General features: G+C 67.3%; 20 protein-coding genes. 12 read left to right on the forward strand and 8 right to left on the reverse strand.

The features are described from left to right. The first annotated feature begins 27 nt into the window (after positions 1-27). Complete coding sequence (locus tag ACPUER_RS09925) at positions 28-591, forward strand: isochorismatase family protein (RefSeq protein ID WP_425130984.1); 564 nt, start codon at positions 28-30, stop codon at positions 589-591. Next, positions 588-2,042, forward strand: coding sequence for a DHA2 family efflux MFS transporter permease subunit (locus ACPUER_RS09930; RefSeq protein WP_425130985.1), 1,455 nt, complete (start codon positions 588-590; stop codon positions 2,040-2,042). Before ACPUER_RS09925 ends, ACPUER_RS09930 begins: the two co-directional genes overlap by 4 nt. A gap of 36 nt (positions 2,043-2,078) precedes the next feature. Here the strand turns inward: ACPUER_RS09930 and ACPUER_RS09935 are convergent, their stop codons facing one another. Further along, positions 2,079-2,732, reverse strand: coding sequence for a LysE family translocator (locus tag ACPUER_RS09935; RefSeq protein ID WP_175959277.1), 654 nt, complete (start codon positions 2,730-2,732; stop codon positions 2,079-2,081). A 51-nt stretch (positions 2,733-2,783) separates the two neighbouring features. On the opposite strand from ACPUER_RS09935, the gene ACPUER_RS09940 reads away from it, so the two are divergent. Next, entirely contained in the window at positions 2,784-3,650 is an 867-nt protein-coding gene (locus ACPUER_RS09940) for a LysR substrate-binding domain-containing protein (protein ID WP_425130986.1), read from the forward strand. 13 nt (positions 3,651-3,663) lie between these two features. Here ACPUER_RS09940 and ACPUER_RS09945 read toward each other — a convergent pair whose 3' ends face one another. Continuing rightward, positions 3,664-5,382, reverse strand: coding sequence for a SulP family inorganic anion transporter (locus ACPUER_RS09945; RefSeq protein WP_425130987.1), 1,719 nt, complete (start codon positions 5,380-5,382; stop codon positions 3,664-3,666). A gap of 486 nt (positions 5,383-5,868) precedes the next feature. Between ACPUER_RS09945 and ACPUER_RS09950 the strand changes: the two genes are divergently transcribed. Next, positions 5,869-7,110: a mechanosensitive ion channel family protein gene (locus ACPUER_RS09950; RefSeq protein ID WP_425130988.1), complete on the forward strand. Its 1,242-nt coding sequence runs from the start codon at positions 5,869-5,871 to the stop codon at positions 7,108-7,110. A gap of 55 nt (positions 7,111-7,165) precedes the next feature. On the opposite strand, the gene ACPUER_RS09955 is transcribed toward ACPUER_RS09950, so the two are convergent. Continuing rightward, positions 7,166-8,587: a PLP-dependent aminotransferase family protein gene (locus ACPUER_RS09955; protein ID WP_425130989.1), complete on the reverse strand. Its 1,422-nt coding sequence runs from the start codon at positions 8,585-8,587 to the stop codon at positions 7,166-7,168. A gap of 155 nt (positions 8,588-8,742) precedes the next feature. Here ACPUER_RS09955 and ACPUER_RS09960 point away from each other — a divergent pair, with 155 nt between their 5' ends. From ACPUER_RS09960 to ACPUER_RS09980, 5 genes are all read left to right on the forward strand, one after another. Next, the gene (locus ACPUER_RS09960) at positions 8,743-11,067 is read left to right on the forward strand and encodes an FdhF/YdeP family oxidoreductase (protein WP_425130990.1); all 2,325 of its coding nucleotides are present in this window, start codon (positions 8,743-8,745) and stop codon (positions 11,065-11,067) included. A gap of 12 nt (positions 11,068-11,079) precedes the next feature. Then, on the forward strand, positions 11,080-12,000 hold the full coding sequence (locus ACPUER_RS09965) for a bestrophin family protein (RefSeq protein ID WP_175959282.1): 921 nt from the start codon (positions 11,080-11,082) through the stop codon (positions 11,998-12,000). Positions 12,001-12,132: 132 nt separating this feature from the next. Then, on the forward strand, positions 12,133-12,462 hold the full coding sequence (locus ACPUER_RS09970) for a hypothetical protein (RefSeq protein WP_425130991.1): 330 nt from the start codon (positions 12,133-12,135) through the stop codon (positions 12,460-12,462). Between the two features lie 249 nt (positions 12,463-12,711). Further along, positions 12,712-13,044: a sugar ABC transporter ATPase gene (locus tag ACPUER_RS09975; protein ID WP_310137533.1), complete on the forward strand. Its 333-nt coding sequence runs from the start codon at positions 12,712-12,714 to the stop codon at positions 13,042-13,044. A 131-nt stretch (positions 13,045-13,175) separates the two neighbouring features. After that, entirely contained in the window at positions 13,176-14,765 is a 1,590-nt protein-coding gene (locus ACPUER_RS09980) for an ABC transporter substrate-binding protein (RefSeq protein ID WP_310137530.1), read from the forward strand. Positions 14,766-14,965: 200 nt separating this feature from the next. Here ACPUER_RS09980 and ACPUER_RS09985 read toward each other — a convergent pair whose 3' ends face one another. The 5 genes from ACPUER_RS09985 to ACPUER_RS10005 all read right to left on the reverse strand — a co-directional run bounded on the left by ACPUER_RS09985 (position 14,966) and on the right by ACPUER_RS10005 (position 19,630). Next, positions 14,966-16,273, reverse strand: a complete 1,308-nt coding sequence (locus ACPUER_RS09985) for an Nramp family divalent metal transporter (RefSeq protein ID WP_425130992.1) — start codon at positions 16,271-16,273, stop codon at positions 14,966-14,968. A gap of 96 nt (positions 16,274-16,369) precedes the next feature. Next, positions 16,370-17,626 (reverse strand): oxalate decarboxylase family bicupin, encoded by a 1,257-nt coding sequence (locus ACPUER_RS09990; RefSeq protein ID WP_425130993.1) that lies wholly within the window; start codon positions 17,624-17,626, stop codon positions 16,370-16,372. Continuing rightward, positions 17,623-18,093, reverse strand: a complete 471-nt coding sequence (locus ACPUER_RS09995; RefSeq protein ID WP_425130994.1) for a hypothetical protein — start codon at positions 18,091-18,093, stop codon at positions 17,623-17,625. The genes ACPUER_RS09990 and ACPUER_RS09995 overlap by 4 nt, the downstream gene beginning before the upstream one ends. After that, positions 18,044-19,378: a type II toxin-antitoxin system HipA family toxin gene (locus ACPUER_RS10000; RefSeq protein ID WP_425130995.1), complete on the reverse strand. Its 1,335-nt coding sequence runs from the start codon at positions 19,376-19,378 to the stop codon at positions 18,044-18,046. Before ACPUER_RS10000 ends, ACPUER_RS09995 begins: the two co-directional genes overlap by 50 nt. A 3-nt stretch (positions 19,379-19,381) precedes the next feature. Next, a complete protein-coding gene (locus ACPUER_RS10005) occupies positions 19,382-19,630 on the reverse strand; it encodes a helix-turn-helix domain-containing protein (RefSeq protein WP_425130996.1) in 249 nt (82 codons plus the stop codon). Positions 19,631-19,886: 256 nt separating this feature from the next. On the opposite strand from ACPUER_RS10005, the gene sapR reads away from it, so the two are divergent. The 3 genes from sapR (at position 19,887) to ACPUER_RS10020 (ending at position 23,010) form a co-directional block, all read left to right on the forward strand. Continuing rightward, on the forward strand, positions 19,887-20,756 hold the full coding sequence (gene sapR / locus ACPUER_RS10010) for a sap1 transcriptional regulator SapR (RefSeq protein WP_425130997.1): 870 nt from the start codon (positions 19,887-19,889) through the stop codon (positions 20,754-20,756). A 27-nt stretch (positions 20,757-20,783) separates the two neighbouring features. Continuing rightward, positions 20,784-21,347: a D-alanyl-D-alanine dipeptidase gene (gene ddpX / locus ACPUER_RS10015; protein ID WP_310137517.1), complete on the forward strand. Its 564-nt coding sequence runs from the start codon at positions 20,784-20,786 to the stop codon at positions 21,345-21,347. 61 nt (positions 21,348-21,408) lie between these two features. Continuing rightward, the gene (locus ACPUER_RS10020; RefSeq protein ID WP_425130998.1) at positions 21,409-23,010 is read left to right on the forward strand and encodes an ABC transporter substrate-binding protein; all 1,602 of its coding nucleotides are present in this window, start codon (positions 21,409-21,411) and stop codon (positions 23,008-23,010) included.

Consider the following 23,010-nt stretch of genomic DNA (forward strand, 5'->3'; position numbering starts at 1 on the left):
CCTTCGTCCATTCCACGGAGCCCCATCATGAGCGCAACCCGTCTCGACACGAACACGGCACTCGTCGTCATCGATCTGCAGAAAGGCATCGTCGCCCTCCCCACCGCACACCCGGTCGCGCCGGTGATCGCGCACACCCGCGAACTGCTCGACGCATTCCGCAGCCGCGGCCTGCCGGTCGTGCTCGTCAACGTCGCCGGCGGCGCGCCGGGCCGCACGCAGCAGCAGGTGCGCGTGGCCGCCCTGCCCGCCGACTGGACCGAGCTCGTGCCCGAACTGAACCGGCAGCCGGGCGACCATGCCGTGACGAAAAAAACCTGGGGCGCATTTACCGATACGGATCTCGACGCGCACCTGAAGGCGGCCGGCGTCACGCAGATCGTGCTGACCGGCGTCGCGACGAGCATCGGCGTCGAATCGACCGCGCGACAGGCCCACGAACTCGGCTACAACGTGACGCTCGCCGTCGACGCGATGACCGACCTCAACGCGGACGCGCACGCGAACAGCGTCGAGCGCGTGTTCCCGCGCCTCGGCGAAACGGGCTCGACGCAGGACATCGTCGCGCTGCTCGACCGGCGCGGCGCGTGAGCGACCGGCGCGCGCAGCCGGCGGCGGGCCGCGCGGCCGGCCGCCTCGATCCGTCGATCTGGAAGGTCAGCGCGGTCGCGACGCTCGGCTCGCTGCTGTCGCAGCTCGACGCGACGATCGTCAACGTCTCGCTGTCGAGCCTCGCGACCGACCTGCATGCGAGCCTGTCGACGATCCAGTGGGTGACGAGCGGCTACCTGCTCGCGCTGACGCTGGTGCTGCCGCTGAACGGCTGGCTCGTCGACCGCATCGGCGCGAAGGCGCTGTACCTGTGGTGCTTCTCCGCGTTCACGCTCACATCCGCGCTGTGCGGGCTCGCGTGGTCCGCGCCGTCATTGATCGCGTTCCGCGTGCTGCAAGGCGTCAGCGGCGGGCTGCTCGCACCGATGGCGCAGATGATGATCGCGCGCGTCGCCGGCCAGCAGATGGCGCGCGTGATCGGCTACGCGGCGGTGCCCGTGCTGCTCGCGCCGATCCTCGGCCCCGTGGTCGCCGGCGCGATCCTGCAATACGCGTCGTGGCGCTGGCTGTTTCTCGTGAACCTGCCCGTCGGCGTGCTGGCGCTCGCGCTGGCCGTGCGGTTCCTGCCCGGCGACCGTGACGAAGCACAACGACGCGAACTCGACTGGATCGGTCTCGCGCTGTTGTCGCCGGGCCTCGTGCTGTTCCTGTACGGCGCCGAGCGGATCGGCACGGCGCCCGGCATCGCCGCGATCGCATGCTCGGCGCTGCTGCTCGCCGCGTTCCTGCGCTTCGAGCAACGCAAGGGCGAACACGCACTGATCGATCTCGCGCTGTTTCGCTCCCGCGTATTCGGCGCAGCGGCCGGCACGCAGTTTCTGTCGAACGGCGCGATGTACGCGGGCCAGATGCTGATCCCCGTGTTCCTGATCCAGGCGTGCGGGCGCTCGCCGGGCGAGATGGGTTGGCTGCTTGCGCCGCTCGGGCTCGGCATGCTCGTCACCTATCCGTCGATGGGCGCGTTGACGAGCCGGTTCGGCGTGCGCCGGCTGGCCGCCGCCGGTGCGTTGCTCGCCCTCGTCGCGACGCTGCCGTTCGTGTCCCTCGCGCTGACAGGCTACGATCCGTACGTGCTCGTGGCCGCGCTGTTTTTGCGCGGCATGGGCCAGAGCGCGATCGGCGCGCCGTCGATCTCCGCCGCATATGCGTCGGTCGAGCGCCGCAACCTGCCGATGGCGACGACATCGCTCAATATCGTGCAGCGCCTCGGCGGCCCGACGTTCACGACGATATGCACGCTGTTCCTCGCATGGCGGCTACAGGCCGAATCGTCGGCGGGCGGCGGCACGCAAGCCGCCGCATACGCGTGGGCGTTCGGCCTGCTTTGCGTGCTGCATGCGGCGAGCTTCGTCACGACGCTGCGGCTGCCGTTGTGGTCGGCCGGTACGGGCGGACGAACTGCCGGCGCCGCGCGCGCCGGTTCGCGCTGAACGTGGACGCGCCGCCGCGACGTGCGCGCAGCGTCGCTACGGCAGCCACATCGGCACGATCGACACCACGAGCAGCACGCCCAGCCCGACATTCAGGCAGCGCCACTGCCGCTCCGTGCGCAACACGCGCGCGAACAACAGCCCGGCGAAACACCACAGCGACAACGACGCCATCGCGGCCAAGCCGAACGCCAGCCCGAGCAACACGCCGAGCCGCGCCGGCCCGGACGCGAGCGCGGCGAACGACGCGGCCGCGCCGAGCGTCATCGCCCAGCCTTTCGGGTTGTGCCAGAGCATCCAGACGCCGCTGACGAACCCTTGCGGCCGGTGCACGGCGGCATCGAGCCGCGGCTTGCCGCCGCGCCCGATGCGCACGGCCAGCCACACGAGATACAACGAGCCGGCCGCCTTCATCGCGAGCTGCAACGCGGGCAGCGCAAGCAACACGCTGCCGAGCCCGGCCGCGGCGGCCGCCGCCATCGACGCCAGGCCGGCCGCGATGCCGGCCATCAGCGGCAGCGACCGCCGATAGCCGAAATGGGCGCCCGATGCGGTTGCGAGCGTCGTCGCGCCGCCCGGCGTCACGGTGGACACGATCACGAACAGCATCAGCGGCAGGTAGTCGCGAAGCAGCACAGAAGCTCCCGGTTGTCGTCGTCGAAGCCCCCGTTTTACCCGCGATCTTCCCATTACGACAGCGAAAGCTTTTTATGCCTGCCATTAGCGTTCATAATCCGACGCATGGTACGCAATCTCGACATCGCGCTGCTGCGCGCCTTCGTCACGGTCGCCGATCATCGCAGCATGACGGCGGCCAGCCGCGCGCTGCACCTGACGCAAGGCGCGGTCAGCCAGCAGGTCGCGCGGCTCGAAACGCTGTCCGGCCCGCTGTTCGTCCGCGAGCATCGCAACCTGCTGCTCACTGCGGCCGGCGAGCGTCTGCTCGAACAGGCGCGCCGGCTGCTCGCCGTGCACGATGCGCTGCTGACCGACCTGACGGCCGGCGCGGTCGAAGGCGCCGTTCGCCTCGGCGCACCGCAGGATCTCGTCGGCACCTGTCTCGCGCCGATCCTGAAAGGCTATGCGCAGGCGCATCCGCAGGTCGCGCTCTCGCTCGTGTGCGCGGCATCGCCGGAACTGCGCCGGGGGCTCACACAGGGCGATCTCGACGTCGCGCTGATCGAGGCGCCGGTCGGGCCGTCGCGCGGCGAATGCATTGCGGTCGACCGGCTGGTCTGGGTCGGTGCGAAAGGCGGCACCGCGCACCGGAACACGCCGCTGCCGGTGTCGATGGTCGCGCCGACCTGCGCGTTCCGCCCGACCGTGCTCGACGCGCTGCGCGGCAGCGATCGCGCATGGCGCACCGTGTTCGAGAACGGCAGCTTCGACGCGACGGCCGCGACCGTGCGCTCCGATCTCGCGGTGACCGTCTGGCTCGCGTCCACCGTGCCGGCCGACCTCGACATCCTGCCGGCCGGCAGCGGCCTGCCCGCGTTGCCGAACTTCGCGATCAACCTTCATCTGCCGCGCGGCCAGCGCACGCCGGCCGCGACGGAACTGGCCCGCCACCTGCGCAACGGCTTCGCGCGCTTACGCGCGGCCGCGTAGGGCCCGCTTCACGCTACACGGTGCCCGGCTCCTGCGGCGCCGGCGTCGTGCCCGCTGCCTCCAGCGCCTGATGCAGCGTCTCGAAGATGCATGCCTCGCCGACGACCTCGGTGATCCGGTGACGATCCATGTCCGCGCGCAGATAGCGGTTGACGCGCCCGAACAGCACGCCGATTCCGCGCGCGTGCAGCGTCTTGACGAGATTGGTCACGGTGCGCGCGGCCGAATAGTCGAGATCGGTGATCGCGCCCGCGTCGACGACGAACCAGCGCGGCGGCACCGGCGCCGCATCGACGAGTTCGGTCACCTCGGCGGCGAACAGATGGTCGTTCGCGAAGAACAGGTCGGAGCCGAACCGGTAGACGATCAGCCCCGGCGCCGTCATGGCGCCGCGCCGCGCAGGCACCGGCTGCCAGCGCCCGTCGCCCTCGACGGGCTCGAGCACCATCGTGTGCGGCAGGTAGCTGTGGCGCACGTGCCGCATCAGCGACAACGCGACGGCCAGCAGGATGCCCTGCTCGACGCCGACCGTCACGACGGCCACGGCCGTCACCAGCGCGAGCGTGAATTCGCCGGGGCTTTCGTTGCGGATCGCCGCGAGGCTGCGCACGTTGATCAGCCCGAGCGCGATCGTAAACACGATGCCGGCCAGCACCGCATGCGGCAGATACTGCAGGGTCGTGCTGAAGAACAGCAGCACGACGGCCACGACGGCGGCGAACGCGAGATGTCCGATCTGGCTGCGCACGCCCGCGCCATCGGCCATCGCCGTCTGCGTCGGGCTGCCGTTGACGACGAACGCGCCGCCGACCGCCGCCGCCGCATTCGCGGCCGCGAGCCCGAGGATGTCGGCATTGGTGTCGACGTCCTCGCCGTACTGCTGCGCGAACACGCGCGCGGCGGCCGCGCTCTGCGCGATGATCATCACGAAGCACGACGCGGCGACCGGCACGAGATCGAGAAACTGCTGCCACGTGACGGACGGCCAGCGCAGCGGCGGCAGCCCGCCCGCGACCGGCCCGAGCACCGCGATGCCGTGCGCGGCGAAGCCGAACGCATGGCTCGCGCCGATGCTGCCCGCGACCGCGATCATCGGCATCGGCACGCGCGGCAGGAACCGCTTGCACGCGAGAATCGCGACGACCACGAGTGCCGCGAGCGCGAAGGTCGGCCGGTTCGCGTGGACGAGATGCGTGACGACATAGGCGAGTTGCGCGAGGCTGCGCGATGCCGGGTACGGCACGGCTAAGCCGAGCATGTCGCCGAGCATCGCGATCGATACCTGCACGCCGACGCCGGCGAGAAAGCCGACCAGCACGGTGCGCGACAGGAAATCGGCGAGAAAGCCAAGCTTGAAGATGCGCGCGAGCAGCAGCATCGCGGCGGTCAGCAGCGCGACCATGCCGGCCAGCGCCGCATAGTCGGCGCTGCCGGCCGGCGCCATCGATGCAAGCCGGCTCGCGAAGATCGTCGCGGTCGCGGAATCGGCGGCGACCACGAGATGGCGCGACGCACCGAAGCACGCGAACGCGATGAGCGGCAGGAACACCGTGTAAAGGCCCGTGACGGCCGGCATGCCGGCGATGCGCGCGTAACCGAGCACCTGCGGGATGTCCATCGACGCGAGCGAAATGCCCGCGAATACGTCGCGGATGGCCCCCGCGCGGCGGATCGGCAGGATGCCTTTCAGCAGCCGCACGCCTGACGGACGGTTTTCGCTGGAATCTTGCATGCGTGAAATGCGTGATGACGAAGTGACGGGGTGACGCGGTTCGCGAAGTCGTTCGCGCATCGTGCCTCGGGCAGGCATCGCATGGCAAGTGCGCGAAGCTGCCGCGTATCGCTCACCGTCGGCAAGCGACGCACCGGCAACGCATGCGATGCCCGCATGATGGCATGGATCGCCGATCCAGCGCCGTCACCCGCGAAGGCCTGCAGCAAAGGCGTCGAGCCGATCGCGGGCATGCATGCGACGCATCCGATAACCGGTGCGCACACGGGCTTGCGGTGATGCGGATTCGCCCTTCACCTCACCCGATTAAAGAGGATACCTGCGCAATGGTGAGAAGGTTCGGGAGCCGCGCGCCGCCCGCCGTCCGTTAGACGCATGTACCCGGAACCCGATGGCACAATCACGGTCCCTTTCATGTGCCCTTCACCGGGCGCGCGCCGCGTCGCGGCGCCGATTCAACACACAAGAAGGCCCCTGTCTGCCCCTATGACCCTGAACGAATCCTGGTTTGCGCCGCTCGTCGGCCTCCTCGTCCTCCTCGCCGCCGCCGGCGCAATCACCGCTGCCGTCCATTTCCTGCTGTTTCGCGTGGTCGCGCGGCTCGCACGGCTGTCGGCCACGCGCGTCGACGACGCGCTGTTCGAGTTCGGCGCGTTCAGGTGGCTGAACCGTATCGTCCCGTTCGTCGTGATCAAGCTCGGCCTCGGCGCGGTGCCCGACATTCCCGACACGGCCGTGCAGGTCGCCGACAAGGTGCTGTTCGCGCTGATCGTGTTCCTCGTGACGATGACCATCAGCGCGACGCTGTCCGCGCTCGAACACACGCATCGCACGCACCATCGCGACCAGCCGCGCCTGTCGCTGAAAGGCGCGATGCAGCTCGTCAAGCTCGTGATGTTCATCACGGCCGCGCTGGTCGTGATAGGCGATGCGACCGGCAAGCAGATCGGCCTGCTGCTGTCCGGCATCGGCGCGATGTCCGCGGTGCTGATGCTGATCTTCAAGGACACGCTGCTCGGCCTCGTCGCGGGCGTGCAGCTGTCGTCGAACGACATGCTGCGGATCGGCGACTGGATCACGATGCCGTCGGCCGGCGCGGACGGCACGGTCATCGACATCACGCTGAACACCGTCAAGGTCGCGAACTTCGATCACACGATCATCACGGTGCCGACGTGGAAGCTGATCACCGAGAGCTACCAGAACTGGCGCGGGATGACCGAAGCGGGCGGCCGCCGCATCAAGCGCGCGCTGTTCGTCGACGCGACGAGCGTGCGCTTTCTCTCCAGCGACGAGATCGAACGGCTCGAACGCCTGACGCTGCTGAAGGACTATCTCGAGGACAAGGTCGACGCGATCGAGCAATGGAACGGCACGCTCGGCGCGGCGGGCGATTGCCCGGCGAACCGCCGCCAGTTGACGAATCTCGGCACGTTCCGCGCGTATGTCGCGAACTATCTGAAGGGCCATCCGCGGATCCGCCGCGACATGACCTGCATGGCGCGGCAGTTGCCGCTCACGGCCGAAGGCATTCCGCTCGAACTGTACTGCTTCACCGATACGACGACGTGGGTCGACTACGAGACCATCCAGGCCGACCTGTTCGACCACCTGATCGCGGTGCTGCCGGAGTTCGGACTGCGCGTGTACCAGCACCCGTCGGGCTTCGACATGCGGCAGATGGCCGGCGCCGTGCAAGCCGGGCTGCAAGCGCCGCACGCGGGTTGAACCATGCCACGGCGGCCGGCCACCGGCCGCCGCCTGCCACCGGGCACAGCGGCACTCACCGCGACGCGCACTCCGATGCGAGCCGCCCCAGCACCTTCAGCGCTTCCTCGATCTGCCGCGACCACGGATAGCTGTAGTTGAGCCGGATGAAATGCCGGTAATCGGTGCCCGCCGAGAACATGTGTCCGGGCCCGACCGTGATCCGCTGCGCGAGCGCGAGCGTGTAAAGCTTCATCGCATCGACCTGCGGCGGCAGCTCGACCCACAGCACATACCCGCCCTGCGGCTGCGACAGCCGCGTGCCTTCCGGAAAGAACCGCCGCACCATCGCGCTCATCAGGCTCGCCTGCTGCGCGTACTGCTTGCGCATGCGCCGCAGATGGAAATCGTAGCCGTCGTGTTTCAGGTACTCGGCGATCGCCAGTTGCTCGATCGCGGGCGTCGCGAGCGTGTTCAGGAATTTCAGCTTCTCGACCTGGTCGCGGTAGCGGCCCGGCATCGCCCAGCCGATCCGGTAGCGCGGCGACAGGCTTTTCGTGAACGACGCGCAATGCAGCACGAGCCCGTCGCGGTCGAACGACTTCAGTGCGCTCGGCGTCGTGTCGCCGAAGTGCAGCTCGTGATAGACGTCGTTCTCGATCGCCGGCACGCCGTGCTTCGCCAGCAGCTCGACGAGCGCGCGCTTGCGCGCGTCGGGCATCTGGAAGCCGAGCGGATTCTGGAAATTCGGCATCACCATGCACGCGGCGATACGCTCGCGCTCGAGGATCCGTTCGAGCGCATCGAGATCGATGCCGTCGACCGGATGCGTCGCGACTTCGAGCGCACGCATGCCCATCCGCTCGATCGCGTGCAGCATCGCGTAGAACGTCGGCGACTCGACGGCGATCGTGTCGCCCGGCTTCGCGACGGCCTGCAGGCACAGGTTGATCGCCTCGGTCGCGCCGATCGTCATCACGATCTCGCCCGGCTCGACCGCGATTCCGCGCTCCGCATAACGCCGCGCGATCTGGCGGATCAGTTCCTGGTTGCCGGGCGGCAGGTCGTCGATCACGCCCCAGCGCGTGCGGCGGCGTCCGATCGCCTGCGCATAGCGCGCGAGGCGCTGCACCGGGAACTGCGATGCATCGGGATACGGCGAACCGAGCGGCACCGCATCGTCGCGCGCGATCGAGCGCAGCGTCGACAGCACGAGCCGGCTCACGTCCACCGCCGACGGCTCGGCGGCCGGCGCCGACATGTGCAGTTCGGCGTCGGCCGGTGCCGCCGCGCGCGCCCGCACGAAATAGCCCGACTGCGGCCGGCTTTCGATCAGGCCGCGGCTTTCGAGCACGAGGTATGCGCGCAGCACCGTCGTGACGCTGAGCTGCTGCTGACGGCTCGCCTGGCGCACCGACGGAATCCGCTCGCCGGGCCGGTACACGCCGCGCTCGATCTGCGCCTGGAGATCGTCGGCCAGTTGTTCGTAACGCTTCACGCGCCTCCCTTTCAACTTCCCTTCAACAACACAGTTGCGATCCGCACTGTCTGAATGGCCGAAACTGTACTCTTTTTTGAAGTGAACAGGTGTACACACAGCCGGACGGGTGCCGCGCGTACTCTGCATCCATCGACCCCGACACCTGCTGCATCATGAAAAAGAAATCCGCCACCGCGCGCATCGAACCGTACACCCACCCGGCCGCCGGCTGGGGCGCGCTGAAAGCCGTCACGATCAACCTGATCAAGGAAAAGGTCGCCGGCGGCAACTACCGTACGCTGCTGCGCCAGAACCAGCCGGACGGCTTCGACTGCCCCGGCTGCGCGTGGCCCGACCGCCAGCACGCATCGACGTTCGAATTCTGCGAGAACGGCGTGAAGGCGGTGGCCGCCGAAGCGACGAGCAAGCGCGTGACGCCCGAATTCTTCGCCGCGCATACGGTCACCGAGCTGCTCGAACAGTCGGATTTCGAACTCGAGCAACACGGCCGGCTCACCGACCCGATGGTGTACGACGCGCAGACCGACCGCTACGTGCCGATCGCGTGGGACGACGCGTTCGAACTGATCGCGCGCCACCTGCGCGCGCTGCCCGACCCGAACCAGGCCGCGTTCTACACGTCCGGCCGCGCGAGCAACGAAGCGGCGTTCCTGTACCAGCTGCTCGTGCGGCGGTACGGCACCAACAACTTCCCCGACTGCTCGAACATGTGCCACGAGGCGACGAGCCGCGGGCTGCCCGCGTCGGTCGGCGTCGGCAAGGGCACCGTCACGCTCGACGATTTCGAGCACGCGGACACGCTGCTGATCTTCGGCCAGAACCCCGCGACCAACCATCCGCGGATGATGGGCGAACTGCGCGAGTGCGCGAAGCGCGGCGCGACGATCGTGTCGATCAACCCGCTGAAGGAACGCGGCCTCGAACGCTTCGCCGATCCGCAAAGCCCGCTCGAGATGCTGACGATGTCGGGCACAAAGATCGCATCGACGTTCATCCAGCCGACGATCGGCGGCGATTTCGCGCTGGTCAAGGGGATGGCGAAACGCGTGCTCGAACTCGACGACGCCGCGCGCGCCGCCGGTGCGCCGCGCGTGCTCGACACCGCGTTCATCGGCGAGCATACGGCCGGCTTCGACGCGTTCGCCGACGATCTGCGCAATGAAAGCTGGTCCGCGCTGACAGCCGAAAGCGGCGTGCCGTACGAGCAGATCGACAGCCTTGCACAGCTCTATGCGCGCAGCGAGCGCGTGATCGCGACGTGGGGCATGGGTATCACGCAGCACAAGCATTCTGTCGCCACCGTGCAGATGCTGACGAACCTGATGCTGATGCGCGGCAACATCGGCCGCCCCGGCGCCGGCCTGTGCCCGGTGCGCGGCCACTCGAACGTGCAGGGCAACCGCACGGTCGGCATCGAGGAAAAGCCGTCACCGGCGTTCCTCGACCGGCTCGGCCACGTGTTCGATTTCGAACCGCCGCGCCACCACGGCTACGACGTCGTCGAGACGATCGAGGGGATGCTCGAAGGCCGCGTGAAGGTGTTGATCGGCCTCGGCGGCAACTTCGCGATGGCGACGCCCGACACGCCGCGCACGTGGGAAGGCATGCGCCGCTGCGACCTGTCGGTGCACATCACGACGAAACTGAACCGCAGCCACCTGATCCACGGCCGCGACGCGCTGATCCTGCCGACGCTCGGCCGCACCGAGATCGACCTGCAGGACAACGTCGCGCAAGGCGTGACGGTCGAAGATTCGATGAGCATGGTTCACGTGTCGTACGGAATGAACAAGCCGGCGTCGCCGAACCTGATGTCGGAACCCGCGATCGTCGCGCATATGGGCCACGCGCTGTTCGGCAGCGGCAAGATCGACTGGCTCGCGTACAAGGACGATTACGCGAAGATCCGCGACGCGATCGAGGCGACGCTCGACGACTTCTACGACTACAACACGCGCATCGCGCGGCCGGGCGGCTTCCACCTGCGCGTCGCATCGCGCGACCGCGAATGGCTCACGCCGACGGCCAAGGCGAACTTCATCGCGCACGCGCTGCCGACCGACACGCCGATCCAGCGCGCCCGCGCGCTGCACGGCGAGCGCCTGATGACGCTGATGACGACGCGCTCGCACGACCAGTACAACACGACCGTCTACGGGCTCGACGACCGCTATCGCGGCGTGTTCGGCCAGCGCCGCGTGGTGTTCGTCAACCGCGACGATCTCGCGATGCTCGGCCTGAAGGCCGGCGAATGGGTCGACATGGAAACCGTGTGGCACGACGGCATCGAGCGGCGCGCGGACGGCTTCCTGCTCGTCGAGTACGACATCCCGCGCGGCTGCATCGGCGCGTACTACCCGGAAACCAACCCGCTCGTGCCGCTCGACAGCGTCGGCGACGTGTGCAACACGCCGACGTCGAAGTCGGTGCCCGTGCTGCTGCATCGCGCGGCCGCGCCGGCCTCGACCGCCGCCTGACGGAGCCCGACGATGATCGTTCGTCCGCGCGAGCACTGGCTGCGGATGCTGCTCGTCTGGAACGGCTCGGTGCTGCCGACCATCCTGCCGCAGCTCGTGCTGACGCTCGCGATCAGCCTCGTCGCGGTGTGGGGCGGCGGCCGTGTGCTCGGCGAAAAGGTGCCGCTGAACCCGACGCCGTTCACGCTGATCGGCCTTACGCTCGCCATCTTCGCGGGGTTTCGCAACAATGCGAGCTACGACCGCTACCGCGAGGCGCGGCAATTGTGGGGCGGCGTGCTGACCGCCACGCGCACGCTGGTGTCGCAGGCGCTCTGCTACGGCGCGGTCGATCGCGACGACGATGCGCGGCGCGCGTTCGTGCGGACGGTCGTCGCGTTCGTCTATGCGCTCAAGCATCAACTGCGCGGCACCGATCCGGCCGCGGACCTGCGCGCGCTGCTCGACAGCGGCACCTATGCGCACGTCGCCGCCGCGCGGTTCCGTCCGGTCGCGATCGTGCACGAGCTGCGCGAAACGTTCGCCGCGCGCGCCGATGCGGGCCGCCTCGCCGACACGCGCCTGTGGATGCTCGACGCGCGCCTCGACGATCTCGTCGCGATGGTGAGCGGCTGCGAGCGCATCGCGTCGACGCCGATCCCGTTTTCGTACGACGTGCTGCTGCACCGGACCATCTATGCGTACTGCGTGCTGCTGCCGTTCGGCCTGGTCGACTCGATCGGCGCGGCGACGCCGTTCGTCACCGTGTTCGTCGCGTATACGCTGATCGCGCTCGACGCGATCGCGCATGCGATCGCCGAGCCGTTCGGCGACGGGCCGAACCATCTCGCACTCGATGCAATCACGCGGCAGATCGAACGCACGCTGCTCGAACTGAACCGCGAGCCGCTGCCGGCGGAAGTGACGCCCGGCCGATCCTATCGGCTCACCTGACGCGCGCCGCAAACACCAGACGTAACGAACGCTTGCAATCGATACAGGCCGACACGTCAACAACCGGTGCCCGCTCCGCGTTTTCTCTTCAAGCGCCCACCATTCGAACGCGCAACGACAGGAGAAAACACCATGCGAGCCCTTGCCCGCCATCTCGCGATCGCCGCCACGCTGATGTCGGTGCTGACCGGCACCGCGTTCGCCGACACGCCGTGGCAGCACGCGCATCCGCGCCGCGAAGAGGTCAACCGGCGTCTCGCAAACCAGAATCGCCGCATCCATCACGAAGTGAAGGAAGGCGAGATGTCGCACGCACAGGCCGCGCGCCTGCACCGCGACGACCGCAAGATCCGCCGGGAAGAGCGGGACATGGCCGTGCAGGATCGCGGCCACATCACCAAGAGCGAACAGCGCGTGCTGAACCGGCAGGAAAATACGGTCGGCAACAAGATCGGCCAATAAGCGACCACAACAAGCGCCCAATCGCCATCGCCTGAAACGCCCGCTGCCGCCGTGCGGCAGCGGGTGCTTGTTGTATCGAATCGTTTCAACGTGACGTCCGCGTCAAATGCCGCGGGTATACTCCGTCGTCAGCCGCTTGCCGTAATCGACCGTCAAAAACGGCCCGATTCCGGGCGGTTTCGTCGCGAAGCTTCGCGTTTCGCCTCCCCCGCGCCCCAGCCTCGACACGAGACACTCGACGATCCGACCATGAAACGATTCCTGCTGCTCCTTCCCGCCGCCCTGCTCGCCGCCTGCGGCTCCGCTCCCTCGTCCGATTCGGCCTCATCCGGCGCAGCGCCGATGATCTACGTGTCGTCGCAACGCCCGGCCCACGCGATCGCCAACTGCCTCGACAGCCGCCTGTCGGGCACCGAGCAGTCGCAGCACAACGGCGTGACCGACATCGCCGTCGGCTCGAACTCGTACTTCGTCACGCTCACGCCGTCGGGCAACGGCTCGGTCGTCAAGGTCGTGCGCGGCTCGGGCAGCGAGCCGCCCGAGGAAGCGATGCGCTTCGCGATCGCGCGCTGCGTGATCTGATCCGCCACCTGCCGGCGCCGGGCGCTCGCCCGGCCCGCTCCCGCGCGCCACCGCGCGCGCATCGAATATTTTCATCCGGGTAGCCGTCGATGAGAGAATCGCACCCACGATTCCTTTTCAACGGAGCCCGCATGAAGCACCTGCTGTCCCGGCTGTTCGTCAGCGCCGCGCTCGTCGCGCTTGTTCCGGCGTTGCCGGTGCAGGCCGCCACGCCGCCCGGCATCTTCGTCGTCGCCACGCAGCTCGGCGAATTCACGACCCTCGACCCGAGCGGGATCTACGAACTGGTGCCGTCCGAGTACGTCGCGAACACCTACGAACGCCTGGTGCGCGTCGACCTGAAGGACCCGACGCACTTCGACGGGCAGATCGCGCAATCGTGGACGGTCGGCGCCGACGGCGTGACCTACACGTTCAAGCTGCGCCCGGGCCTCACGTTCCACTCCGGCAACCCGGTGACCGCCGACGACGTCGCGTGGTCGCTGCAGCGCACCATCCTGCTCGACAAGGGGCCGGCCGGCGTGCTCGCCGATCTCGGCCTCACGAAGGCGAACGTGACGCAGAAGGTACGCGCGATCGACCCGCAGACCGTCGTGCTCGAAACCGACCGCAAGTACGCGCCGAGCTTCGTGCTCAACGTGCTGAGCGCGTGCCCTGCATCGGTGTTCGACAAGAAGCTGCTGCTGTCGCACCAGCAGGGCAACGATTTCGGCAGCGGCTGGCTCAGGACCAACGACGCGGGCTCGGGCCCGTACCAGCTCGTCAAGTGGACGCCGAACGAAAGCATCGTGCTGCAGCGTTTCGACCAATACCGCACGCCGTACCCGATGAAGCGCGTCGTGCTGCGCCACGTGCCCGAAGCGTCCGCGCAGCGGCTGCTGCTGGAGAACGGCGACGCCGACGCCGCGCGCAACCTGAGCCCCGACAGCCTCGCCGCGCTGACGAAGGCCGGCAAGATCAAGGTCGCGTCGTGGCCGGTGTCCGCGCTGCTGTACCTGAGCCTGAACACGAAGAACCCGAACCTCGCGAAGCCCGACGTGCAGCAGGCGATGAAATGGCTCGTCGACTACGACGGCATCCAGCGCAACATCGTCAGCACGACCTACAAGGTGCATGAAACCTTCCTGCCCGAGGGCTTCCTCGGCACGCTGAACGCGCGGCCGTACAAGCAGGACGTCGCGAAGGCGAAGGCGCTGCTCGCGAAGGCCGGCTTGCCGAACGGCTTCGACGTGACGATGGACATGCCGAACGACTATCCGTACCTCGAGATCGCGCAGGCGCTGCAGGCGAACTTCGCGCAGGGCGGCATCCGCGTGAAGCTGATCCCCGGCGATGCGAAGCAGGCGATCGGCAAGTACCGCGCGCGCCAGCACGACATCTTCATCGGCGAATGGTCGCCCGACTACATGGACCCGAACAGCAACGCGCGCGGCTTCGCGTGGAACCCGGACAACTCGGACCAGTCGCCGACCAAGATGCTCGCGTGGCGCAACAGCTGGGACATTCCGCAACTGACGAAGGACACCGAGGCCGCGCTCGTCGAGCCGTCGCCCGCGAAGCGCGCGCAGCGTTACGAAGCGCTGCAGAAAGCCGTGCTCGCGAACTCGCCGTTCATCATCATGTTCGAGAAGGTGGTGCAGGTCGCGACGCGCCCCGGCGCGACCGGGCCGGAAATCGGGCCGATCAACGATCTCGTGTCATACCGGACGCTCGCGAAGTAATCGCGGCTGCGGTCAGGCGCAGCGCAAAGACACCGAACTGACGGCGCATTTCTGGCATCGGGTCGCGGCCGGCGCCGTCACCACGCTGCGCTCGACGAGCGTCGGCGGCCAGCAGCACAATGCGATCCGGCGGCTTCGCGAAGCACCGGACATGCAGCACAGGAGGCGGCGGCCCGGCGGTCGCCGCGCACCGCCGCCGTTCAATTGAATGCCGCCCACACCAGATACGCATTCAGCCCGACGATCACGATCGTCGCTGCGCCGGCGACGATCCGCAACGGCATCCGCATTGCGTAAGCACCCATCACATCCTCGCGCGCCGACAGCATCAGCAGCGCGATCATCGGCATCGGCAGCACGAAACTCAGCACGACCTGACTTGCCACCATTGCGCGCGTGACGTCGCAGCCGAGCGCGACCATCGCGAACGCGGGCGCGACCGTCACCGCGCGCCGCATCCATACCGACATGCGGCGGCGGATGAAACCCTGCATCACGACCTGCCCGGCCATCGTGCCGACCACCGAACTCGACACGCCCGACGTCAGCAGCGCAACGAGAAACAGCGCACCGGCCGCCGGCCCGAGCACCGGGATCAGCGTGTGATACGCGGCGCCGATGTCCGTCATGCCTGGCGCGCTCAGGTGGAACGCCGACGACGCCATCATCACCATCGCGAGATTCACGAACCCGGCCAGCCCGAGCGCGACGACGACCTCGCGGTTCGAGAAACGCACGAGCCGCCGCCGTTCCGTGTCGTCGCGCGGCGCGGCGCGATCCTGCGTCAGGCCCGAATGCAGATACAGCGTGTGCGGCATGATCGTCGCTCCGATGATCCCGACCGCGATCGTCAGCGCCGCATGATCCGGAATCTGCGGGACGACAAGGTGGAACGCGGCCGCGTGCCAGTCCTGCGGCGCGATCAGCAGCTCGCCGAGATAGCACGCGCCGATCACGCCGACCAGCGCCGCGATCGCGGCTTCCAGCGGCCGGAAGCCGCGCTTTTCGAGCGCGAGGATCGCGCAGGTCGCGCACGCCGTCGCGATCATCCCCGCGAACAGCGACAGGTGGCACAACAGCCCGAATGCGAGCGCGCCGCCGAGGAATTCGGCGAGATCGGTCGCCATCGCGGCGATCTCGGACGCGGCCCACATGCCCCACACGACCGGCGCGGGGAAACGGTCGCGGCACAGCTCCGCGAGATTGCGGCCGGTCACGATGCCGAGCTTCGCCGACATCGCCTGGAACAGCATCGCGATCGCGTTCGCGGCCAGCACGACCCACAGCAGCCGGTAGCCGTACGCGGCGCCGGCCTGGATGTTGGTCGCGAAGTTGCCGGGATCCATATAGCCGATCGACGCGACCACGGCCGGGCCGACGAACGGCAGCAGCGCGGCGACACCGGTGCGGCGCCCTTCCAGCGCGGCGCGCGCCGCGCCGTCGGCGCGCTCGGGAGACAGCGCCGGCAGCGCGAAGCCGCCGGCGGGTTTGCTCGTGACGGGAATCATGGTGTGTTGTGTTCCGTTCGGATAAGGAGGGCTTGCCCGGAAGCGGGCGCCGCGGCCGGCCTGCCGGCTGCCGGCCGTGGTGGCGCGACGACAGCGTTACAGCGGCACGACGTCGGGACGGTTGCGCGGAAACTGCGCGATCACGTCCGGCGCGACGTTCAGGTGCGCCTCGACGAGCTTCGGCGGCGTATGCGCGAGCCAGTCGGACAGCGACACTTCGGCGTAGCGGTCGGTCTTGAAGATCTCGAGGAACACCAGGTCGGTCTTGCCGGTGTTCTGCACGTAGTGTCCGAGGCTCTTCTTCACGTAGCCGACGTCGCCCGCGCGGAAGTCGGCCGTCTGCGCCTTCGGCCCCGTGTCGAACACGGTCATCCGGGCCTCGCCCTGCAGGTAGTACTGCCATTCGTCCGCGTTCGGATGCCAGTGCAGCTCGCGCATGCCGCCCGGATGCACGGTGACGAGCGCCGCCGCGACGGTCGTCGACACGTTGAAGTTGGTGCTGTCCGCGATCCGCACTTCGCCGCCGCGCGTCTTCCTGACCGGCTTCATATCGCCGAGCGAGAAGACGAACGGATGCGGCGGCGCACCGGCCGACGAAGCCGACGCGCGCTGGGCTTCCGCGAGCGGACCGGGCTCGTCGCCCTGGAAGATCCACAGGTTGTCGAGCGGAACGTTCCTGAATGCATCGGCCGGCACGCCGAAGTTCAGCGCGAGCACGTCGGGCGGCGTATGCGCGACCCAGTCGGTCAGCAGCAGCGTATTGAATTCCGACGCACGGCCGTTATCGAACGCGAGCAGGAATTCGGCGCCGTCGGTGCCGAGGCCCTGCAGCGAATGCGGCAGGCCGGGCGGGAAATACCAGAGATCGCCGGTTTTCACGTCCTGCACCGACGGCCGCCCCAGCTCGTCGAGCACCGTGATCCGGCAACGGCCGTCGAGCATGATCGCCCACTCGGCCTGCTGGTGCCAGTGCATCTCGCGAATGCCGCCGCGCGTCAGGCGCATGTTGACGCCGGAAATGGTTTCCGAAATCGCAAAATCGTCCTGCGTGACTTCGCGCGCCCATCCGCCATTTTGAATTCGTTTATGGGCATTATTGAAAGACGCCCAGAATAATGGCATCCCGTTGATATCGGTGGCCGGCGGATCCTGAAAAGACGGAAACTGGTTGGCGATTGCCGGATTTTTCGGGCCCGGGTCGGTCAGGCTCTGGCGGTTGCGCGCATTCACCGCGCCTTCCGGCGGACTGTCCGGATTGCCGAACGAGGCGGCCTTGGCCGATACCGCAATGCCCGCGGCGGCAATGGCGCCGGCCGTACCCGCCAGCATCTTGCGTCGAGAAAGATTCGTCATGATTTCCTCTTCATTCTTGTGATTAAGAGAATTTCCGCTACGGAATACCTGCCGTTTTTCGGATTATCGAAAATCAAACATCCCGTGACGCAAGTTAAATACAAATCGCAGCAAAACTTAAATGAATTATTAACCTGAATTAATGATTTAAACTGATCGACTTTAATTTTTGTAATTATTGCGGTGCAGCGGGATGCCGGAATGTCACCGATGTCGGCGAATCGGTCTGGTCCGGTGAATGCGGAAATACGACCGCGCGCGGTCGTGATGCCGTGCATGGCGACCCGAGATGATCGAGACACGCGACGCGCGATCACGATGCGCTGCAGTCGATTCGGATAACTGATCGTGAAAAACGGAAACAAGCGGATGCCGATACGTCGAACGCCAGCCGACCGGGCCGGGCCGAGGCGCGGTTTACTCCCGCGGCATTTCGGCGAGCCGTTGCGCGGCGAACCGCAATCCACCCAGGACGCGCTCCGCCACCCTCGCCGGAAAACCGGGAGGCAGCGCAGCGCCGACCGACTCGATCACGTGCGGCGTCGTCGCGATGAGCCGTTCGACGATCGGTGTCGCGATATCGCCGAGCAGGCAATATTCGGCCATCGCGGTGAAGTGCCGTCGCGTCACGTCGCGCATCGCATAGTGCTTGCGCTTGCCGTGCACGGCCATCGCGAGCTTCGCCTTGTGCCACGACCACTGGTTCGCGCCATCGCCTTCGACCGGCCAGATCGACATCACGTCATAGAGCGGCGTGAGACGGAAACGGCCGCCCGGCAGCAGGCGCAGGCTGAAGTTCTTCGCATGCCCGTCTGGCGCAGCAAGCATCCAGAATACGATCAGGGCCGCGAACAGTGTGTCGAGATCCTCCCGCGCCGTTTCCGAACGGCGCAGGAGGCCGGCCAGGTCCGGCACGCCGGGGCCGCCCTGCGACTCGTACTTCAGGTGAGGCGGCACGCCGAGCGCCTGGCAGAAGTCCTCCTGCGGCAAGCGCAACAGCCACCCGCCGTCACGATGCAACGTACGATCGAACCGTTCGACCGACAGTACCGTGTGCGCGCCGAAACGCACGATTTCCGCATTCGCCGCCGGCAGGCCGAACGCTCGCAGAATCGCGAGACACAACCACTCGTTTTCGACAGAGGCCGTGAGATCGGCCCGCTTGTTGCCGACCAGCCCGAGCGGCAACTTGAGAATATGCGTCGTCGGCGTCGCGCCATGCGGGCGCATCCAGCGTCCGTCGTGAAACAGCAGTGCGGTCTTTTCCTGCGCACCGGCCAGCGACAGCCGGAAATCGTCGTCGTTCCCGGCCCCCGTCGTCACGCCGCTCGCCTGATCGAGCACGCGTGCGACGTCGTCGTCCGACAGCGGCGTACCGTCGATACGATCCAGGCCGGCTGGCGCATCGTCTTCGCCGAGCAATTGCACCGCCCCGACGCAGTCACGACCGAGCGCGGCGAGCAGATCGAACGGCTCGGTCGTCGCCGTACCGAACCGGGCGGCCAAGCGGCGCCGAATGGCGTCGCTGTCCGGAAGCAGGTTGTCGAAATAGTGATTGACGCGTTCGCCGCGCAACGGTGCCTCGCCGACACCAAACGGCAGCGACAGCGACAACGGGCGGCCGACAGCCGACTGCTTCCAGCCGGCGTCGTACCGCAGTTCCATGTCGCCGCGCGCGGGAATCCGCCATGTGCCGACCCGCTGGCCATTCGTCCAGATCGACAACGCGCGGGTGTGCGATTTGCGTCCCATCGCTTACCACTCGACGTCGGCTACGTCGCGCCCGTCCTTCGTGCGGATGCTGAGTTCGAGGCCGTACAGCGCGGTCAGCTCGAGCAACTGGCTGAGCGACAGGCTTTCGGTACGCGTGGATTCGAGCAGCGACAGACGCGATTGGCCCACGCCGATTCGCACAGCCGCTTCGGCTTGCGTCAGGCCCTTGGCCTGCCGGGCGGAAGACAGGATTTCGCCCAGTTGCGCGGGCGTATTGACGATGAAGTTCACGGCGCGGATTCCTGTAGGCAATAAGTGCAGTATATTCCTGACAGGCATAAACGCAAATTATTCCCCACAGACATAAACTCCAAATATGCCTGACAGACATAAAACGTACCTTTGCATGCCATCACCCGCCCCTTGAACGCGTTTTCGACCCTATCACCCGTCCTCACGCCATAGTTTTTATCCGCTGGCGCGAATGATTTTGGCTTTGTTAGATAGATGACATCGAATCATTCAATGACAATGATCTAACATACCGATGATCTGCGCCTTCGCCCATACCGTCGAATCCCGCTTTGCCGAGCTGACGCCGACCGCGAAGCGCATCGCGAGCTACATGCTCGCGAACCTCGATCGGCTCGGCCTCGAAACCGCCGACCAGATCGCGCAGCAAACCGGCACCAGCGGCATCTCGGTCGGGCGTTTCCTGCGCAGCGTCGGTTACCGCAATCTCGACGACCTGAAACGCGAACTGCGCGGCGGCGACGATCGCCCGTGGATGATCACCGACCGGCTCGACGAATACCGCCGCACCGCCGGCACGCAACCGGCCGAAGGCAGCGACGGCGCGCTCGCGTCGTCGCTCGAACGCGAACTCGATGCGATCCGCCACGTGTACCGGCTCGCCGAAGGCCCCGTGTTCGCGCAGGTCGCCGATCGCATCGCGCATGCCGACGCCGTATTCATCCTCGGCATCCAGTCGACGCGCGGGATCAGCAACGCGTTCAGCAGCTACCTCGAATACCTGCGCCCGCGCGTGTTCTACTCCGACGGCCAGTCGGGCTCGTATGTCGATTCGCTGAACTCCGAATTCGAGCGGCCGTACTGCATCGTCACCGACACGCGCGCGTATTCGCGCAGCGCGCGCCGCTATTGCCAGGCGGCCGCCGAACGCGGGCAGCCGTTCGCGCTGGTCACCGATCTCTCGTGCCCGTGGGCCCGCGAATGGCCGGCCGACCTGCTGCAGGTGAAGACCGACGTCGGCCAGTTCTGGGATTCGCTCGCGCCGCTCACCTGCCTGTTCAACCTGCTGATCACGGCCGTCGTCGACCGCCTCGGCCCCGCGATCGACCGGCGCGTCGCGCGCAATCGCGAACTGCAGCACACGTTCGACCAATTCGAATCCTGAGCGAGCCTGAACCAACCCGAACCGCCGATGAACGACCACCGCCTCGTCGAAATCACGCCCGCCACGCATCGCGTCGACATCGATCTCGTCTACGCGACCGACCGCAACCTGACCGGCAAGCCGATCTACCGCCGCGCGCACTGTCTGCTGCTGGAACCGGCCGAAGCCGCATTGCGCCGCGCGGTCGACGTCGCCGCGCAGGCCGGCTTCACGCTGCGCATCTACGACGCGTACCGGCCGCCGCAGGCGCAGCAGGTGCTGTGGGATTTCCTGCCCGATCCGGACTTCATCGCCGATCTCGGCCGCGGCTCGAATCACAGCCGCGGCACCGCGCTCGACCTGACGCTGGTCGGCGCAAACGGCGAGCCGCTCGACATGGGCACGGGCTTCGACGAGATGGTTGCCGCGTCGGGCCACTTCCACGCGGGGCTGCCCGAAACCGTGCAACGCAATCGCCTGCTGCTGCTCGGCGTGATGCGCGCGGCCGGCTTCGCGCACATCGACAGCGAATGGTGGCACTACGAATTGCCCGGCTCGCACGCGCTGCCGCAGATCGACAACGCGGCGAGCGGCCCGTGGCGCCTGATGTAATGCACGTCCCGTTGCCGTTTTACGTTCACCCATTGCACGTTCACCTCACGATGGAGCGCAAATGAAACCCCTGACATCCCGGCTCGTCGCGGCGCTGGCCGCCGCATCCGTTCTCGCCGCCGTTCCGCTGTCCGCCGCGCACGCGGAAACGCCGAAGGACCTGTTCGTGATGGCCACGCTGCTCGACGAATTCACGACGCTCGACCCGGGCGAGATCTACGAGCTGGTGCCGGAGGAATACGTCGCGAACACGTACGACCGGCTCGTGCGGGTCGACCTGCGCGATCCGTCGAAATTCAACGGCGATGTCGCGCAGTCGTGGTCGGTGAGCACCGACGGGCTGACCTATACGTTCAAGCTGCGCGCCGGCCTCAAGTTCCATTCGGGCAACCCGCTGACGGCCGACGACGTCGCATGGTCGATCCAGCGCGCGGTGCTGCTCGACAAGGGCCCGGCCGCCGTGCTGAACGGCATCGGCCTCACGAAGGCGAACGTCGCGGCGAACGTGAAGAAGCTCGACGACCTGACAGTGTCGGTCACGACCGACCGCAAATACGCGCCGACCTTCGTGCTGAACGTGCTCGGCTCGTGGCCCGCGTCGGTGCTGGACAAGAAGCTGCTGCTGTCGCACCAGCAGGGCAACGACTTCGGCAATGCGTGGCTGAAGACCAACGAGGCCGGCTCCGGCGCGTACAAGCTGGTCAAGTGGACGGCCGGCGACAGCATCGTGCTGCAGCGCTTCGACGGCTACCGGCTGCCGCTCGCGATGAAGCGCATCGTGCTGCGCCACGTGCCCGAAGCGGCGAGCCAGCGGCTGCTGCTGGAAAACGGCGACGTCGACGCGGCGCGCGACCTGAGCCCCGACGATCTCGCTTCCGTCGTGAAATCCGGCAAGGCGAAGGTCGCGGCGTCACCGCAGGCGACGCTGCTGTATCTCGGCCTGAACACGAAGAACCCGACGCTCGCGAAGCCCGACGTGCAGGAAGCGCTGAAGTGGCTGGTCGACTATGCGGGCATCCAGGCCAACGTCGTGAAGACGACCTACAAGGTGCACCAGACCTTCCTGCCCGAAGGCTTCCTCGGCACGCTGAACACGAACCCGTACAAGCTCGACGTCGCGAAGGCGAAGGCGCTGCTCGCGAAGGCCGGCGTGCCGAACGGCTTCTCGGTGACGATGGACGTGCGCAACGACTATCCGTACACGGAGATCGCGCAGGCCGTACAGGCGAATTTCGCGCAGGCGGGCGTCAAGGTGCAGTTGATCCCCGGCGACAACAAGCAGACGCTCGCGAAATACCGCGCTCGCCAGCACGACATCTACATCGGCGAATGGTCGGCCGACTACATCGATCCGCACAGCAACGCGCAGGGTTTCGCATGGAACCCCGACAACTCCGACAAGTCGAGCTATAAAATGCTGGCCTGGCGCAACAGCTGGGACATTCCGCAACTGACGAAGGACACCGACGCCGCGCTCGCCGAGCCGACCGCCGCGCAACGCGCGCAGCGGTACCAGGCGATGCAGAAGGAGATGCTCGCGCGCTCGCCGTTCGTGATCATGTTCGAGAAAGTCGCGCAGGTCGCGACGCGGCCCGGCGTGAGCGGGCTCGAAGTCGGGCCGATCAACGATCTCGTGTCGTACCGTAACCTGAAGAAGCAATAA

It is taken from the genome of Burkholderia sp. DN3021 (genome assembly GCF_049805555.1).
Taxonomy (GTDB): domain Bacteria; phylum Pseudomonadota; class Gammaproteobacteria; order Burkholderiales; family Burkholderiaceae; genus Burkholderia; species Burkholderia pyrrocinia_C.